The sequence below is a fragment of the Streptantibioticus rubrisoli genome, from assembly GCF_024436055.1.
GTDB classification, from domain to species: Bacteria; Actinomycetota; Actinomycetes; order Streptomycetales; family Streptomycetaceae; genus Streptantibioticus_A; species Streptantibioticus_A rubrisoli.
The window spans coordinates 17,136-32,766 of record NZ_JANFNH010000036.1; the positions used below are offsets into that span (position 1 = coordinate 17,136).

10 protein-coding genes are annotated in these 15,631 nt (G+C 72.2%); 1 reads left to right on the plus strand and 9 read right to left on the minus strand.

Features of this window, described 5'->3' with window-relative positions; genetic code table 11:
- Positions 1 to 76 precede the first annotated feature (76 nt).
- The 5 genes from NON19_RS24200 to NON19_RS24220 all read right to left on the minus strand — a co-directional run bounded on the left by NON19_RS24200 (position 77) and on the right by NON19_RS24220 (position 8,276).
- Positions 77 to 2,062 (minus strand): ATP-dependent DNA helicase, encoded by a 1,986-nt coding sequence (locus NON19_RS24200; protein ID WP_255931171.1) that lies wholly within the window; start codon positions 2,060 to 2,062, stop codon positions 77 to 79.
- A gap of 82 nt (positions 2,063 to 2,144) precedes the next feature.
- Positions 2,145 to 3,899 (minus strand): IucA/IucC family protein, encoded by a 1,755-nt coding sequence (locus NON19_RS24205; protein ID WP_255931172.1) that lies wholly within the window; start codon positions 3,897 to 3,899, stop codon positions 2,145 to 2,147.
- 37 nt (positions 3,900 to 3,936) lie between these two features.
- Entirely contained in the window at positions 3,937 to 4,695 is a 759-nt protein-coding gene (locus NON19_RS24210; RefSeq protein WP_255931173.1) for a GNAT family N-acetyltransferase, read from the minus strand.
- Positions 4,696 to 4,723: 28 nt separating this feature from the next.
- Positions 4,724 to 6,649 (minus strand): IucA/IucC family protein, encoded by a 1,926-nt coding sequence (locus tag NON19_RS24215; RefSeq protein ID WP_255931174.1) that lies wholly within the window; start codon positions 6,647 to 6,649, stop codon positions 4,724 to 4,726.
- A 232-nt stretch (positions 6,650 to 6,881) separates the two neighbouring features.
- The gene (locus NON19_RS24220; RefSeq protein WP_255931212.1) at positions 6,882 to 8,276 is read right to left on the minus strand and encodes a diaminobutyrate--2-oxoglutarate transaminase; all 1,395 of its coding nucleotides are present in this window, start codon (positions 8,274 to 8,276) and stop codon (positions 6,882 to 6,884) included.
- Between the two features lie 370 nt (positions 8,277 to 8,646).
- Here NON19_RS24220 and NON19_RS24225 point away from each other — a divergent pair, with 370 nt between their 5' ends.
- On the plus strand, positions 8,647 to 9,786 hold the full coding sequence (locus NON19_RS24225; RefSeq protein WP_255931175.1) for a trypsin-like serine peptidase: 1,140 nt from the start codon (positions 8,647 to 8,649) through the stop codon (positions 9,784 to 9,786).
- Between the two features lie 239 nt (positions 9,787 to 10,025).
- On the opposite strand, the gene hflX is transcribed toward NON19_RS24225, so the two are convergent.
- From hflX to NON19_RS24245, 4 genes are all read right to left on the minus strand, one after another.
- Positions 10,026 to 11,531, minus strand: a complete 1,506-nt coding sequence (gene hflX / locus NON19_RS24230; protein ID WP_255931176.1) for a GTPase HflX — start codon at positions 11,529 to 11,531, stop codon at positions 10,026 to 10,028.
- Positions 11,532 to 11,667: 136 nt separating this feature from the next.
- Positions 11,668 to 13,113, minus strand: coding sequence for a M1 family metallopeptidase (locus NON19_RS24235; RefSeq protein WP_255931177.1), 1,446 nt, complete (start codon positions 13,111 to 13,113; stop codon positions 11,668 to 11,670).
- 268 nt (positions 13,114 to 13,381) lie between these two features.
- Positions 13,382 to 15,502: a RelA/SpoT family protein gene (locus NON19_RS24240; protein WP_255931178.1), complete on the minus strand. Its 2,121-nt coding sequence runs from the start codon at positions 15,500 to 15,502 to the stop codon at positions 13,382 to 13,384.
- Complete coding sequence (locus NON19_RS24245; RefSeq protein WP_255931179.1) at positions 15,492 to 15,617, minus strand: hypothetical protein; 126 nt, start codon at positions 15,615 to 15,617, stop codon at positions 15,492 to 15,494. The genes NON19_RS24240 and NON19_RS24245 overlap by 11 nt, the downstream gene beginning before the upstream one ends.
- Positions 15,618 to 15,631 lie beyond the last annotated feature (14 nt).

A 15,631-nucleotide genomic window follows, 5' to 3' on the forward strand; every position in this document is an offset into this window, starting at 1 on the left:
CGCCCGGTCCCCGGAACCCCGCACGGTTCCGGGGACCCGCCATGTCGCACCGGTGCCGGGCTCGACCCCGCCCCGCTCAGCCCGCCGTGTCCGCCGCGGCCGTGTCCGCGGCCGCCGCGATGGCGGCCAGTGAGCGGCGCACCTGGTTGCGGTCCGTGGTGTACCAGAACTCCGGCATGGAGGCCCGCAGGAACCCCCCGTACCGCGCCGTGGCCAGCCGTGGGTCGAGCACCGCCACCACACCCCGGTCACCGGTGGCACGGATCAGCCGACCCGCCCCCTGCGCCATCAACAACGCCGCATGAGTGGCGGCCACCGCCATGAACCCATTGCCGCCGTTTTCCTCAACGGCCTTTTGCCGGGCGCTCATCAATGGGTCGTCAGGGCGCGGGAAGGGAATTCTGTCCATCACCACGAGTTGGCAATTGGGACCGGGAACATCCACGCCCTGCCACAGCGACAGCGTGCCGAACAAACAAGTACCGGCGTCATCGGCGAAGGTACGGATCAGCTCGCCCAGCGTCTCCTCCCCTTGCAGCAGGATGGGGAAGTCCAGTCGGCCGCGCAGCGCCTCGGCCGCCGCCTGGGCGGCCCGCATCGAGGAGAACAGCCCCAGCGTCCGGCCGCCCGCGGCCTCGATCAGCTCGGCGAGTTCGTCCAGCATGTCGGTGCGGCTGCCCTCACGGCCCGGTGTGGCCAGGTGCTTGGCGACATAGAGGATGCCCTGCTTGCGGTACTCGAAGGGCGAGCCGACGTCGATGCCCTGCCACACCGGCAGATCGTCTCCCTCGGTGCCCTCCGGGGCCAGGCCCAGCGAGGCCGCCACCCCGTTGAAGTCCCCGCCGAGCTTGAGGGTCGCAGAGGTCAGCACCACCGAGCGCTCCGCGAACAGCTTCTCGCGCAGCAGCCCGGACACCGACAGCGGCGCGACCCGCAGCGAGGCGCCGAACCGGTCGTGCCGCTCACACCAGATCACGTCGTACTCGGACTGCTCCAGCAGCCGCTCGGCCACGCCGTGCACGTTCTCGATCGACGCCAGCGCCTGCTTGCGCACCGCGTCCTCGTCCGCCACCGAACGGTCGCGGACCTCACCGAGCGAGGTGATCACCTGTCGGCAGGCGTCACGCAGCGCGGCCAGTACGTACGCCAGGTCCTCCGGGACCTCCTCCAGGCGGCCGGGCAGCGCCAGCTCCATCACCCGCTCGAAGCCCTCCGCGGCGGTCAGCAGCGCGTCCGCGGCCTTCTCGTTGACCAGTTTGGCCGACCGCTTCACGGCGCGGTTGACGCCGCCCGGGGTCAGCTCGCCGGTGGCCACACCGGTGACCCGGGAGACCAGTTCATGGGCCTCGTCGACGATCAGCACCTCATGGCTGGGCAGCACCGGGGCGCCCTCGATGGCGTCGATGGCCAGCAGCGCGTGGTTGGTGACCACGACATCGGCCAGCTTGGCCCGCTCCCGGGCCGCCTCGGCGAAGCACTCGGCGCCGTAAGCGCACTTGGAGGCGCCCAGGCACTCCCGGGAGGTGACCGAGACCTGGGACCAGGCACGGTCGGAGACCCCGGGGGTGAGCGCGTCGCGGTCCCCGGTCTCGGTCTCGTCGGCCCAGTCCCGCAGCCGCACCAGGTCCTTGCCGAGCTTGCTGGTGGGCCCGCCCATCTGCTCCATGGGGTCGAACAGGCCGTCCTCTTCCTCGCTGGGGACGCCTTCGTGCAGCCGGTGCAGGCACAGGTAGTTCGAGCGGCCCTTGAGCATCGCGAACTGCGGTTCGCGGCGCAGCAGGGGGCCGAGCGCGGCCACGGTGCGCGGCAGGTCGCGCTCGACCAGCTGGCGCTGGAGGGCGAGGGTCGCGGTGGCCACGACCACCCGCTCGCCGTGTGCCAGTGCCGGGACCAGATAGCCGAGCGACTTTCCGGTCCCGGTCCCGGCCTGGGCCAGCAGATGGTTGCCGTCGTCAACGGCGGCCGCCACGGCCTGGGCCATGGCGACCTGGCCGGGGCGCTCCACACCGCCCACGGCGGTGACGGCGGCGTGCAGCAGTTCGGTGAGGTCGGGCTTGCTCATAGGAGTCCCCACCCTACGTGCCGCCACTGACAACGGTCCCGGAAACCGCCACCCCCGCCGGACACTCAGCGAACCGCCGCGGTCACGGTGCGTACAGCGGGTTGGGTACGGTGCCGTGGACGGCGGCGTGCGGGCGCTGCGGGCGGTCGCGGTAGCCGTCGAGGTGCAGCCGGTTCCTGTTCAGGCACAGCCGTTCGATGCGCGGGGTGAGCAGGTCGAAGGTGACGAAGCGCTCCTTCAGTTCGGGGAAGCGGTCCTGGTGGCGCAGCACCTCGTCGCGTACCAGGCCCCAGAACTCCTCCTCGGGGACGCCCAGTTGCTCCTCACACAGCGGGGCGAGGTAGCGGAAGACGCCGACGAACAGGCCGGAGTGGATGAACTGGGTGAGGAACGCGGGCGGTTCGGTGAGCAGTACCTCGCGCACCGCCTCCGGCATGGTGCGGTGTTCCGGCAGGGGTTCGGCGCTGACGTTGATGTCGTCCACGAAGTCCTTGATCGCCAGCCGGACCGGTACATCGTCCTCGTCGAAGATGACGATGGCGTTCTCGCCGTGCGGGGAGAAGACCGTTCCGTACTGGTAGAGGAAGTGCAGCAGCGGCGGCAGCAGGGTGGCGAACAGGCGGCGCAGCCAGGTGTGCGGGGCGAGCCCGGAGCGGCGGACGAGTTCCGCGGTGAAGGCCCGCCCCTTGGGATCGGTGTGGATCAGCGCGGCGAGGGTTCGGGCACGCTCCCCCGGTTCGAGGTGTCCGGTGAGTGGTTCGCGCCAGATCGCGCCCAGCAACTCCTTGTACTGGTAGGGGACTTCGGGCAGCCGCCGGTAGACGGGGTGGTCGACGGTGACGGAGGCGACCTCGCCGAGCAGGATCACCCGGCAGTCGTCGCGTAGGTAGGGGTCGGCGTCGCGTACCGCGTGCACCCAGGAGGTGACGGCGGGCGCGGCGAGGGTTCGCTCGGTGGGAAGGCCGCGCCAGACCAGGGTGTTGAGGATGGACAGCGGCAGTTTGACGGTGTGCCGGTCGGGGCGGCTGGTGTTGAGGAAGGTGCGGATGGACTGCTGCGGCAGCCGCAGGTCGCCGTCGGTGGGCAGCGGGACGATGTCGTCGGCGGCGATGGAGGCGGCGAACAATGGCAGCACGGTCTCGTCCCACTGCCAGGGGTGCACCGGCAGATAGAGGTAGTCCTCGGGGGCCAGGCCGCGGTCGCGCAGTGTCCGGGCGAACACCTCGCGTACGTCTTTGTCCAGTTCGCGGGTGTAGAGCCGGTCGGGCCCGTCCAGCGACGGTACGCCGCGGTAGGCGGCGAGGGTGGTGCGCACCGCGATCCACGGCAGCGGCTGGGCGCGGCGGGCCTCCGGGGTCCAGCGGGCGGCGTCGGTGGCGGAGAAGCCGAGGCGGCCCTTGTTGACCACGATCCAGGGGTGGCCGGTCTGCTGGCCCTCCAGTTCGGCGTAGTCCAGGTCGGCGAGTTCGCCGACGTCCAGCGCCGCGGCGTCCAGTCGGGCGTCGGCGATCAGTGTGGCGTTGAGCTCCCGCACCAGGTGGCCGAGGGTGTCTCCGGTGACACCGAGCTGGCGGTGTGCGTGGGTGAGGAAGTGCAGTGGGTCGCCGGTGGGGGTGATCGACCGGGGGTCGACCCGCCAGCTTCCGTACGATCCGCGGCGGGCCGAGAAGCGGTAGGTGACGCCGTCCGCCAGGTCCAGCCGGTAGCCGCCCGTTTCGTCCTGGGGGATCGGGGTGAGCACCTCCTCGTAGCAGAACTCGCCGATCATCTTGGCGAGCAGACGGCGTGCGCAGCGGATCCAGATTCCAGGGTCGAGTTCTGCGGGTCGGTGTAGCACGTAGCGGCTCCTGGGACGAGGGAGTGGCGGTTGCGGGTTACAGCAGATGGCGCAGTGCCCGGTCGCGGATCACCAACGCCGCACGTTTGTCGGGCAGTTCGAGTTCGGCGGCGTAGCGGAATCCGGCGCCGAGGAACGCGGCGACGGAAGGGGTGTTGCGCAGGTCGGGTTCGGCGATGACCCGGGCGCAGGCGGGCCGGTGGTCGAGGACGTGGTCGGCGACGGCCCGCAGCAGGGCGGTGCCCAGGCCCCGGCCGCGGTCGGCGACCCTGCCGATGAGCAGGTGGATTCCGGTGTCGTGCGGGCGGGACGGGTAGTAGCGGGCGACCGGGTCGAGGTCGGCGCGGTAGATCTCCCAGTAGCTCATGGGGGTGCCGTCCAGGACGCCGAGGCAGGGGCGGCTTCGGCTGTCGCCGTCGAGTTGGGTGCTCAGATGGCGCCGGGTGGTCTCCTCGGGCCCGGCCAGTTGCCAGAACTCGTCGACCGCCGGATCGTTCATCCACCGCGTGATGATGGGTACGTCGCGGTCGGGGACGACCGGGACGAGTTGGAAGACGCCGTGCGGGGTGCTGACCGGTCCCCAGCCGCTGATGTCGTCGAGCAGGTCGTCGACCAGGCCGCGGGTGAGCGTGCCCGGTCCCGCCGCCGGGACGGTCGGCGGGATGACCAGGTCGACGGCGTCGCGGTCCAGGGGGAGGTCCAGGGTGTCGTCGCCGCTGTCGGTGCTCTGGTGGGGGCGGTTGTCAGTGGTGGCGTCGATACTGTCGGTGTTGGTGCTGGAGTCGGTGGGCGGCATCGTCGGCGCCCCTCCTCTCCTGGTTGTGTCACGCCGCTGGAACGGCAAGGGGGTTGGGGATGGTGACGTATACGGACTGGGTGTCGACGGGGCCCACGAGTTCGTCAAGGCCGTGCAGGCGGGTGAGGAGGTTGGCCTTGCAGCGCAGGGTGGTCGCGTGCAGCAGCCGCTCGGGGAGGGCGGAGCGGCTGTCGGTGGCGGCCTGGGTGAGGAATCGCCGGAAGGCGGCGAGCAGCACCTGTTCGTCGGCGAGCCGCTGGGCGCCGAACGCGCCGATGAGGCCGAGGGCGTTGTTGATACCGAGGTAGTAGGCGAACCGCTCGTCCGCCACCTCGTCGCAGACGAAGGTCTCGCTGGCGGTGCCGATACCGGGCAGGCGCTGGTCGAGTTCCGCGCGCCGGGACTCCCTGAAGTAGTAGCCCTGGTTGTCCCGATAGCGTCCGCCGGTCGGCCAGCCATCGGCGTCCAGCAGCACGAGGGTGTTCTGCTGGTGGGCTTCGAGTGCCACACCGGCGTGACCGTCCAGCCAGAGCACGGGGCTGACCACGGTGTGCAGATAGCGCAGGAACCACTCGGTGGCCACGGCTGGTCCCGGTCTGCCGGTTCGGGCGGCGAGCCGGGCGATGAGGTCGGCGAGCCGGGAGCGGGCGGTGGTCGGCGGGCAGCCGGGCCAGGGGCGCTCAGAGGTCAGCCCGGCGACGCAGTTGACGTCGTCGTGCGCGCCGAACGAGACGTGCCGCAGTACGACGTCGAGCCCCGGAACGGGTTCGCCGTCGGGCGAGTCGACGGCGAGCCACGCGGGGTCGCGCACGATGTCGAAGCGGGGGTGGTCGGCGTGCCACTGGCGGGCGAGCCCGCTGCGCAGCAGCCGGTGCACCTCCACGCCGCGGACCAGTTCCTTGCGCAGGTTCTCCCGGCGGGAGTTGGTGATCCGCACGGCGAGCGACAGCTTGAGCATCGCGGGCGCGTCGGGTCGGTAGACGGTGCGGATGGAGGAGGTGGGATGCCAGGGGGTGCCGTACGGGCCGAGGTCGTGCAGCAGTCCGGCGTCGAGGAGTTGGCGCACCTGGGGGCGGTGCCGTACCTCACGGGCCTGCCAGGGATGCAGCGGCAGCGCCACGCTGTCGGGCGGCAACGTGAGTGCGGGTCCGGCGAGTTGGGCGGTGATGCGGTCGGCGGGGATGGTGCGGCCGCGGTCGGTCCAGGCGGAGTCGGTGGCCAGTACCGTGCGGTCCACGGCCATCCAGTGCAGCGGGTACGCGCCGCGAGCCTCCGGCGAGTAGGCGCGGGCCTCGGCGCCGGACAGGTCCTGGCGGCTCTTGGGGGTGGGGTGCAGTGGATGGCCGAGCAGCAGCGACTGCTCGGCGTCCAGGAACGGCGAAGTGCCGGGCGGGGCGGCCGGGTTGGCCCGCCGGTCGGCCACGAAGACCGTGGTGCGGCCCACCGAGTCGGCGACCCGGGCGGCCAGGTCGGCGGCCTCCGCGGCGGCGGCGCCGGTCTCGCGGGCGAGCAGCACCGCGAGCGTGACGGCGTCCACCGGCGCCCCGGAGGGCATGGCGGGCGGGCCGAAGCGGTGGGTGCCGACCGCGGACCAGTGCCGTACGGGTACGCGCAGCGTGATGCCGGTGGCGATGAGCGGGAGCCGCAGCGTGCCGTCCGGGTCCGGGGTGCCGCCGGTCTCCCGGACCCAGCAGCGCAACAGGCTTTCCACACCGGCGTGGTTGGCGGTGGCGTAGGCGTCCTGCTGCTCCAGCGGGTCGGCGTCCCACGGCCCGGTATGGGTCCCGGCGTGGGTCCCGCCATCGTGCTCGGCTGGGTCGGTGTCGGCCCGGCGGGGCGCGGGTGGGGTGGCGGGGCCGCGGGCGGGGCCGGGCGGGGTGGCCCGGGTGGTGTCGGAGTCGGCGTCGGGGGTGGCGTCGGCCACGCTGTCGGCCAGGGGCGGGTGGGAGGTCATCGCTGTGCTCCGTGGGGGGTGGACGACGGTGGGACGGCCTGGCAGCGGTGGTCGGCGGTACGCCGTCCAGCGGGGCGGCGCGAGGTACGACGGAGGGTTACCCCACCCCGGGGAGGTGCGATGCCCCGGTTCGGGATCACTGGGTGCGCGACCGCGTGCCACCGGATCCGGGCGCGCGCCGCGCGCTCCGCGTGCTCCGGGCGCGTCCCGCGCACCGCGCACCGCCCCCGGTTCATTTCGCGCCGCTCGCCTTCGACTTGCGCGCCAGCCGCTCGGCGGCGGCGATGGCGTCGGTCAGCCGGTCGAGCACCGCCTCGGTCTGCTCGTCGGTGATGATCAGCGGCGGCAGCAGCCGCACCACGCTGCCGTGCCGTCCGCCGAGTTCCACGATCAGTCCGCGGCGCAGCGCCTCCGCCCTTACCGCGGCGGCGAGTTGGGGCGCGGCGGGCGGTGCGCCGTACTCGTCGCGGCCGCCGTCGGCGTCGACCAGTTCGACGCCGATCATCAGGCCGCGGCCGCGTACGTCGCCGATGCAGGGGTGGTGGGCGGCGAGTCCGCGCAGCCTGGTCAGCATCCGGGCGCCGACGGTGGCGGCCCGTTCAGCGAGCCGGTTCTGCTGTACGTAACGCAGGGTGGCCAGCCCCGCGGCCATGGCGAGTTGGTTGCCGCGAAACGTTCCGGCGTGTGCTCCCGGCTGCCAGGCGTCGAGTTCGGCGCGGTACACGATCGCGGCGAGCGGCAGGCTGCCGCCGATGGCCTTGGACAGCACCATCACGTCCGGCACGATCCCGCTGTGCTCCACCGCCCAGAAGGCGCCGGTGCGGCCCACTCCGGTCTGCACCTCGTCGACGATCAGCGGGACGCCGTGCCGCTCGGTGATCTCCCGCATCCGGCGTAGCCATGTGTCGGGGGCCGGGATCACTCCGCCCTCGCCCTGGACGGCTTCGACGATCATCCCGGCGGGTGGCTGGACACCGCCCTTGGGGTCGCCAAGCAGGCTGGCCGTCCAGCGCGCCGACAGTTCCGCGCCCCTCCTCCCGCCGACGCCGAACGGGCAGCGGTAGTCGTACGGGTAGGGCAGTCGGGTCACCCGGGCGTCGGCCTCGCCGACGGTGGCCCGGGCGGCGGTGTCGCCGGTGGCGGCGAGCGCGCCGGAGGTCATCCCGTGGTACGCGCCGGAGAAGGCGAGCAGTCCGCCGCGCCCGGTCGCGGTGCGCACCAGCTTGACGGCGGCCTCCACCGCGTCGGTTCCGGCGGGGCCGCAGAACTGGATCCGTGCGCCGTGGGCCAATTGTGGCGGCAGGGTCTCGAACAGGGCGGTGGTGAAGGCGTCCTTGACGGGGGTGGCGAGGTCGAGGACCTGCAGCGGCGCCCCGGAGTCCAGTACGGAGCGGATCGCCTCCAGCGCCACCGGGTGGTTGTGGCCGAGCGCCAAAGTCCCCGCACCGGCAAGGCAGTCGAGGTAGCGGCGGCCGTCGGCGCCCTCGATGGTCATGCCGCGGGCCCGTACCGGCACGATCGGCAGTGACCGGGCGTAGGTGCGCGCCGCCGACTCCCGTGCCGTCTGCCGCCGCAGGATCGCTTCGGCATCCCCGCCGCCACCACCGTCAACCCGGGTGCCGGGCACCGCGGTTGCGGGCCGATCGGCGGGCTGGGTCGGCGTGGAGGCGAGTGCGGTGGATGGCGTTGCGGCCACGGACGGGTCCTCCTGGGAGGTCGGCGTTGGAGTCTGAAGGGGGATCCCCCTCCCCGTATCAACGCCCTTGGCGGCGGCGGGCAACGGCCGCCGCGCAGATCCTTGACGGGGCGGGCGGCGCACCGCTGCACGGACCCCAACCTTCACACGGGAACCACACACCCCCCGGAATCCGTCCCCATCAGCACCGGCATGATGGTGCATCGCTCCATGCCGGAGCATGACAAGGACACATCAGTGCTTTGACGTCCGCGACGTCCTCGACGTCCTCGGACGTGAGACACCAGGGGGAGAACACCCAATGCCAGCCATCCGCCGGTCCGCCCTCGCCACGGCGGCCGTCACCGCGGTCATCGCGCTGTCGGCCACCGCGTGCGGCCCCAACCAGCCGGGCACCGACGCCAAGCCGAGCGCGTCCGCCGCCCAGGGCGATCAGTCGGCGCCCAAACCGCCCAGCGCCCAGGACCTGCAGAAGTGGAAGCAGGGCGACTGGAAGAAGTGGGACCACTGGGCACACCAGGCGGCCGACTTCATCAACCCGGTCATCAAGAACCTGTGGAAGCCGTCCCGGATGAGCCAGGCGAAGGACAGCCCGAACGAGGTTCCGACCAGCATCGGCCAGGACCAGGGCGTCTCCGACCCGGCGCCCGCGCCGAAGGCCGCGCAGCCGGTGCTGACGCCGTACCACAACAACGCGGCACCGGTGGGCAAGGTGTTCTTCGACACCCCGCAGGGCTCGTTCGTCTGCTCCGGCACGGTGGTCGACGACCCGGCGCACCCGGGCAAGTCCAACCTGGTATGGACCGCGGGCCACTGTGTGCACGCGGGGGCCAAGGGCGGCTGGTACCGCAACATCGCCTTCGTGCCGTCCTACAACGACCAGGCCCTGCCCGCCTCCCAGATCAACGGCGCCCCGCAGAACGAGGTCGCCCCGTACGGGGTGTGGTGGGCGGACTGGGCGCAGACCTCCAGCCAGTGGATCTCCACGGGGTCGGAGACCGGCGGCTACGGCTCCCCGTACGACTTCGCGGTGCTGCATGTGAAGCCGGAGGACCCGAACGGCAAGTCGCTCCAGGAGACGGTGGGCGCGGCGCTGCCGGTGTGGTTCAACGCCCCGCCGGTGAACCAGTTCAACTCGGTGGGCGCCTGGGGCTACCCGGCGGCGCCGCCGTTCGACGGCCAGAAGATGTTCGACTGCCAGGGCAAGCCGGGCCGGTTGTCGCTGGACCCGAGCATGCCGACCGAGTACCGGCTGGGCTGCACGATGACTGGCGGTTCCTCCGGCGGCGGCTGGTTCGCCAAGATGCCGAACGGCCAGGTGGCGCTGGTGTCCAACACCTCCATCGGCCCGGCCGACAACACCTGGCTGGCGGGGCCGCACCTCGGTCCGGAAGCACAGGGTGTCTACCAGGCGATCAGCCAGAAGTTCGCCAACCAGTAGGCATCTGAGACCAGTTGAGGCCCGCTCCCGATCGGTGGGGAGCGGGCCTCAAGCCCTACTCGGGCACGCTAAGCAGGTCGGCGGAAGACCTGCGGTTCGGCAGCGCCTGAAGGGGCGCGGGGCTGTGTTCATGTGCGGCTCCGCCGCGTGGGCGCGATCAGCGATCAGCCACGACGGCGCCGCAGACGAACGAAGGCATGTCGCCGCACTCCCCAGCGGAGCGCTCAGCGGCGGAGCGCTCAGCGGCGGACCGCGAGGGCGAACGGCTCCAGTTCAGCGGCGAGTTCATCGTGCACCCGGGCGGTGAGCAGCGTGCCCTCGCCGGTGTGCTCCTCGGCGAGGACCTCGCCGCTGGCGTGCACCCGGGAGACCAGCGCGCCGTGGGTGTACGGCACGAGCGCCTCGATCCGCACCGCGGGCCTGGGCAGTTCGTCGTCGATCAGCTTCAGCAGTTCGCCGATGCCGCGGCCGGTGCGGGCGGAGACCGCGATGGAGTGCTTCTCGTTGCGCAGCAGCCGCTGGAGGACCAGCGGATCGGCCGCGTCCGCCTTGTTGACCACCACGATCTCCGGCACGTCGAGCGCGCCGACGTCGCGGAACACCTCGCGCACCGCGGCGAGCTGCTCCTCGGGGACCGGGTGCGCGCCGTCCACCACGTGCAGGATCAGGTCGGCGTCGGCGACCTCCTCCATGGTGGAGCGGAACGCCTCGACCAGGTGGTGCGGCAGGTGCCGGACGAACCCGACGGTGTCGGCGAGGGTGTAGAGGCGGCCGCTGGGGGTCTCGGCCCGGCGTACGGTCGGGTCCAAGGTGGCGAACAGCGCGTTCTCCACCAGGACGCCCGCCCCGGTGAGCCGGTTGAGCAGCGAGGACTTGCCCGCGTTGGTGTAGCCCGCGATGGCCACCGACGGGACCTGGTGGCGCTTGCGCTCCTTGCGCTTGAGGTCACGGCTGGTCTTCATCTCCGCGATCTCCCGGCGCATCTTCGCCATCTTCTCGCGGATCCGCCGCCGGTCGGTCTCGATCTTGGTCTCACCGGGGCCACGGGTGGCCATGCCGCCGCCGGACGAGCCGGAGCCACCGCCACCCATCTGCCGGGACAGCGACTGGCCCCAGCCGCGCAGCCTGGGCAGCATGTACTGCATCTGGGCCAGCGAGACCTGCGCCTTGCCCTCCCGGGACTTGGCGTGCTGGGCGAAGATGTCAAGGATCAGCGCGGTACGGTCGACCACCTTGACCTTGACCACGTCCTCCAGGTGGATCAACTGGCCGGGGCTGAGCTCACCGTCGCACACCACGGTGTCGGCACCGGTCTCCACGACGATGTCGCGCAACTCCTGGGCCTTGCCGGAGCCGATGTAGGTGGCCGGGTCGGGCTTGTCGCGGCGCTGGATCACGCCGTCCAGGACCAGGGCGCCCGCGGTCTCGGCGAGAGCGGCCAGCTCGGCCAGGGAGTTCTCGGCGTCCTCGACGGTGCCGTCGGTCCACACACCGACCAGCACCACGCGCTCCAGGCGCAGCTGCCGGTACTCGACCTCGGTGATGTCCTCAAGCTCGGTGGACAGGCCCACGACGCGGCGCAGCGACGCGCGGTCCGAGCGGTCGAACTGGTCGCCGTCCCGCTCCCCGTCGATCTCCTGGCTCCACGCGATGCCCTCGTCCATCAGGGCGTGGGCCCGACGGCTCTCGTTGAGGCGCTGGCGGTCGGCCTCGTGGGCCGAGGAGGGAGCAGTGGAGTTGGTCATTTGTTCCTTTGCGTCCGGGAAATGGGTTGCGGCGCGGGCGGCCAGGACCGTCCGTCGTATGTGCACAACGCCGCGCGGAGCCGGAGGATTCCCACGGCTGCCGCCTCGACGATGGTCGCACGGTACGGCGGCCACGTCACGCGTGTTTCACCGGGGGCACCCCCTGCCGCCACCTGGGGTGTCCAGGCATGGGCGGGGTGGTCGTGCCGTAGAGCCAGGCGCGCAGGAAACCGGACAGGTCGCGCCCGGCGATCCGGCAGGCCAGCGCGATGAAGTCGGCGGTGGAGGCGTTGCCGTCGCGGTGCACGGTGACCCAGGCGCGCTCCAGCCGCCGGAACGCCGCGTCACCGATCTCCTGGCGCAGCGCGTACAGGGCGAGTGCGCCGCCGGAGTACACGTTGTCGCGGAAGATCGACAGCTGGCCGCGGGTGGCCGGAACGGGCCGCGCGGGCGGGCCCGCCAGGCGGCGGATGGCGGCGTCCCGCTGGTAGGCGCTGCGGGCCTGCTGCTCCAGCGTCGGCCCGTACTTCTTCTCCGCCCGGTAGCGCCACTCGTACCAGGTGGCGTGCCCCTCGTTGAGCCACAGGTCGGACCAGGTGGCGGGGGTGACGCTGTCGCCGAACCACTGGTGGGACAGTTCGTGCACCATCAGCGGCGCGGCCAGGCGTTCGGGGGCGAGCAGGATCCGGCGCTCGAACAGCGACAGGGTCTGGGTCTCCAGTTCGTAGCCGGTGGTGGTGTCGACGTCGAGGATCCCGTACGTCTCGAACGGGTAGCGGCCGACCTGGGCCTCCATCCAGGAGATCTGCCCGGCGGTCAGCGCCAGGGTGGCGGCCAGCCGGTCGCGGTCGGCGACGGCCACCACATCGCGCAACGGCAGTCCCTCGGGGCCGGTGTGCCGTAGCACCGCGGAGCGGCCGATGGAGACCTGGGCCAGCTCGGTGGCCATCGGATGCGCGGTGCGGTAGGTCCAGGTGGTGCCGCCGGGGGTCACCCGCGGCGCGCCCCGCGGCAGCCCGTTGGCGACCACGGTGACGCCGTTGGGGGCGGTGATCCGGAAGGTGAAGCGGGCCTTGTCGGACGGGTGGTCGTTGCAGGGGAAGACGCGGTGCGCGGACTCCGGCTGGTTGCCCATCGCCAGCCCGTCGGGGGTGCGGATCCAGCCGCCGTCGCCCGGCAGACCGTGCGGGTCGCTGGTGTGGGTGATGGTGATGCTCATGGGTTCCCGGGCGCGGATGTGCCGCCAGGGCGTGACCAGCAGCCGCTCCCCTCGCCGGGCGAACCGCGCCGGGCGCCCGTCGACCAGCACCGAGGAGACCCGCGCGCCGGTGAAGTCCAGTTGGAGGCCGTCCAGCGCGGTCACCGCGCGCGCCCGGATCCGGGTGACCGCGTCCAGCGGCCTGCCGGGACCCCGGTAGCCGAACCAGATGTCGTACGCGGTGGCGTCGTACCCCGGGTCGCCGACCGCCGGGTAGAGCCGGTCGCCGCGGCCGACCACCGGTGTGCCGGGCTGCTGGGCGCCGGTCAGGGCGAGGGCGGTGGCGGCGGCCACGAGGGTCCGGCCGACAGTGGTCGCGAACATGGAACACCGCTTATCAGCGCCTCGGCCGCCTCAGCGGGCGGCGCGGCGGGGTTCGCGCCCGATGGCGCCTGTCCGGAGGAATCCGGCCGGTTCAGCTGGTTCGCGGGTTCGCGGGTTCAGCTGGTTCGCGGGTTCGCTGGTTCAGCACCGCCGGTCCGGAACGTCATGGTTGCTCACCATCGCGGCGGGGCCTTCTCGGGGGCAGGCCCCCAGGAACCCCCTTGAGCTCTGGCGCGCCCGACGGCGCAACGCGATCCGCCGGAGGCCCTCAGCCGCGGGCGGCGGCCATCGGGCGGGCCTGGGTGCGGTAGACGTCGTAGACCCCGGGCACCCGGCGCATCGCGCGCATCAGCGCGGACAGGGCGCCCGGCTCGGGCAGTTCGATGGTGTAGGTGTGGCGGACCCGCTGTTCCTGCGGGGGTTCCACGTCGGCGGCCAGGATGCCGACGCCCTCGGCGGAGATCGCCTCGGTGAGGTCGGCCAGCAGGTGTGGGCGGCCCAGCGCCTCGGCACGGACGGTGACCCGGTATCCGGCGACGGGCGTCCCGGTGCGCCACCGCACGGTCTGCGGCGCCCGCCCGGCGGAGGTCATCCGGGCCACCGCGGGACACTCGGTGCGGTGCACGGCGACGGTGCCGCCGCGGATGACGAACCCGGTGACCGCGTCCGGCGGCACCGGCGTGCAGCAGCCGGCCAGCCGTACCGCCGCGCCCGGGCGGTCGGTGACCGCGATGGGTTCCGCGGCCGGTGCCTGCTGGGCGGTGCGCACCGGACGGGATGCCCCCTGCTGGGCGGTGGGCTCCTCCTCGGTCCGCTCCTCGGGGTGGGTGGCCAGCCAGCGGCTGATGGCGATCCGCGCGGCCGGGGTGTGCGCGTGAGCCAGCCAGTTCGGGGAGGGACCGGAGCCCGCGGCCATCAGCAGGTGCAGGGTGTCGCCGTCGCGCAGCGCGGTGCCCAGCGAGGCCAGGCGGCCGTTGACCCTGGCACCCACGCAGGTGTGCGCCGCCTCGCCGTGCAGCGCGTACGCCGCGTCGACGCAGGTGGCCCCGGCGGGCAGGCCGATGGTTCCGCCGTCCACGGAGAAGACGGTGACCTCCCGGTCCTGGGCGAGTTCGTCGCGCAGCGCGGTCCAGAACGTGTCCGGGTCGGAGGCGTCGCGCTGCCACTCCAGCAGCCGGGAGAGCCAGCCGGGCCGGGTGGGGTCGGTGCGCTCGCCGTCGTCCGAACTGTCCGCCGTCGTATAGGGGTTGCCGAGCGCCACCACGCCCGCTTCGGCGACCCGGTGCATCTGCCGGGTGCGCACCAGGACTTCGGTGATCGCGCCGTGCCGGTCGGCGATGGCGGTGTGCAGCGACTGGTAGAGGTTGAACTTCGGCGCCGCGATGAAGTCCTTGAATTCCGCAATCACCGGAGTGAAGCAGGTGTGCAACTCCCCCAGTACGGCATAGCAGTCGGCGTCCTCACCGACCAGCACCAGCAGTCGGCCGAACTCGCTGCCGCCGAACTGTCCGCCGCGTTTGAGCCGCGCCCGGTGCACGGAGAGCACATGCCGGACGCGGATGGCGACCTCCGCGGCGATCCCGGCGTCCCGCAGCACCGCGCGTACCTCGTCGGCGACCTTCTCCAGCGGGTCCGGCCGGGAGTTGTGCTCCAGCATCAACTCCCTTGCGCGCGCGTAGTCCTCGGGGTGCAGGATCGCGAAGACCAAGTCCTCAAGCTCGGTCTTGAGCGCCTGCACGCCCAGCCGCTCGGCGAGCGGAATGAGTACGTCCCGGGTGACCCTGGCGATCCTGGCCTGCTTCTCCGGGCGCATCACGCCGAGGGTGCGCATGTTGTGCAGCCGGTCGGCGAGCTTGATGGACATCACTCGGACATCGTTGCCGGTGGCCACCAGCATCTTGCGGAACGTCTCGGGTTCGGCGGCGGCCCCGTAGTCCACCTTCTCCAGCTTGGTGACGCCGTCCACGAGGTAGCGCACCTCCTCGCCGAACTGCTCGCCTACCTGATCGAGCGTCACATCGGTGTCCTCGACGGTGTCGTGCAGCAGGGAGGCGGTCAACGTCGTTGTCTCCGCGCCGAGTTCGGCCAGGATCAAGGTGACGGCCAGCGGATGGGTGATGTACGGCTCGCCGCTCTTGCGGAACTGGCCGCGGTGCGACGCCTCGGCGAGCACGTACGCGCGGCGCAACGCGTCGAGGTCGGCGCGTGGATGGTGGCCGCGGTGCACTTTGGCGATGTGTTCGATGGCGTCCGGCAGCCGGTCGCGGCCGCCTGCCGCGCCCAACAGCGCGGCGCGGCCCAGTCTGCGCAGGTCAAGGCGGGTCAAACCGCGCCTGCGCTCGGTCTCCTGGGGTGCGGTCACCGCTTGGGCGGCGTTCTTAGCGCTCATCGGGCACCTCCGGCAGCCATCCACCGGCGGCGTGCTGGATGCCGCGCCGGTGCTTGATGCTACCGAGCCCGCCACCGGCTGCTGTGGGCCTCTCGCCCAGGGTGATCCGGATCACCCGTTGGATCACCC

Coding starts and splice junctions, on each gene's coding strand:
- NON19_RS24240 (WP_255931178.1), bottom strand. CDS start 15,502: ATGAGCGCTAAGAACGCCGCCCAAGCGGTGACCGCACCCCAGGAGACC.
- NON19_RS24200 (WP_255931171.1), bottom strand. CDS start 2,062: ATGAGCAAGCCCGACCTCACCGAACTGCTGCACGCCGCCGTCACCGCC.
- NON19_RS24225 (WP_255931175.1), top strand. CDS start 8,647: ATGCCAGCCATCCGCCGGTCCGCCCTCGCCACGGCGGCCGTCACCGCG.
- NON19_RS24235 (WP_255931177.1), bottom strand. CDS start 13,113: ATGTTCGCGACCACTGTCGGCCGGACCCTCGTGGCCGCCGCCACCGCC.
- NON19_RS24210 (WP_255931173.1), bottom strand. CDS start 4,695: ATGCCGCCCACCGACTCCAGCACCAACACCGACAGTATCGACGCCACC.
- NON19_RS24215 (WP_255931174.1), bottom strand. CDS start 6,649: ATGACCTCCCACCCGCCCCTGGCCGACAGCGTGGCCGACGCCACCCCC.
- hflX (WP_255931176.1), bottom strand. CDS start 11,531: ATGACCAACTCCACTGCTCCCTCCTCGGCCCACGAGGCCGACCGCCAG.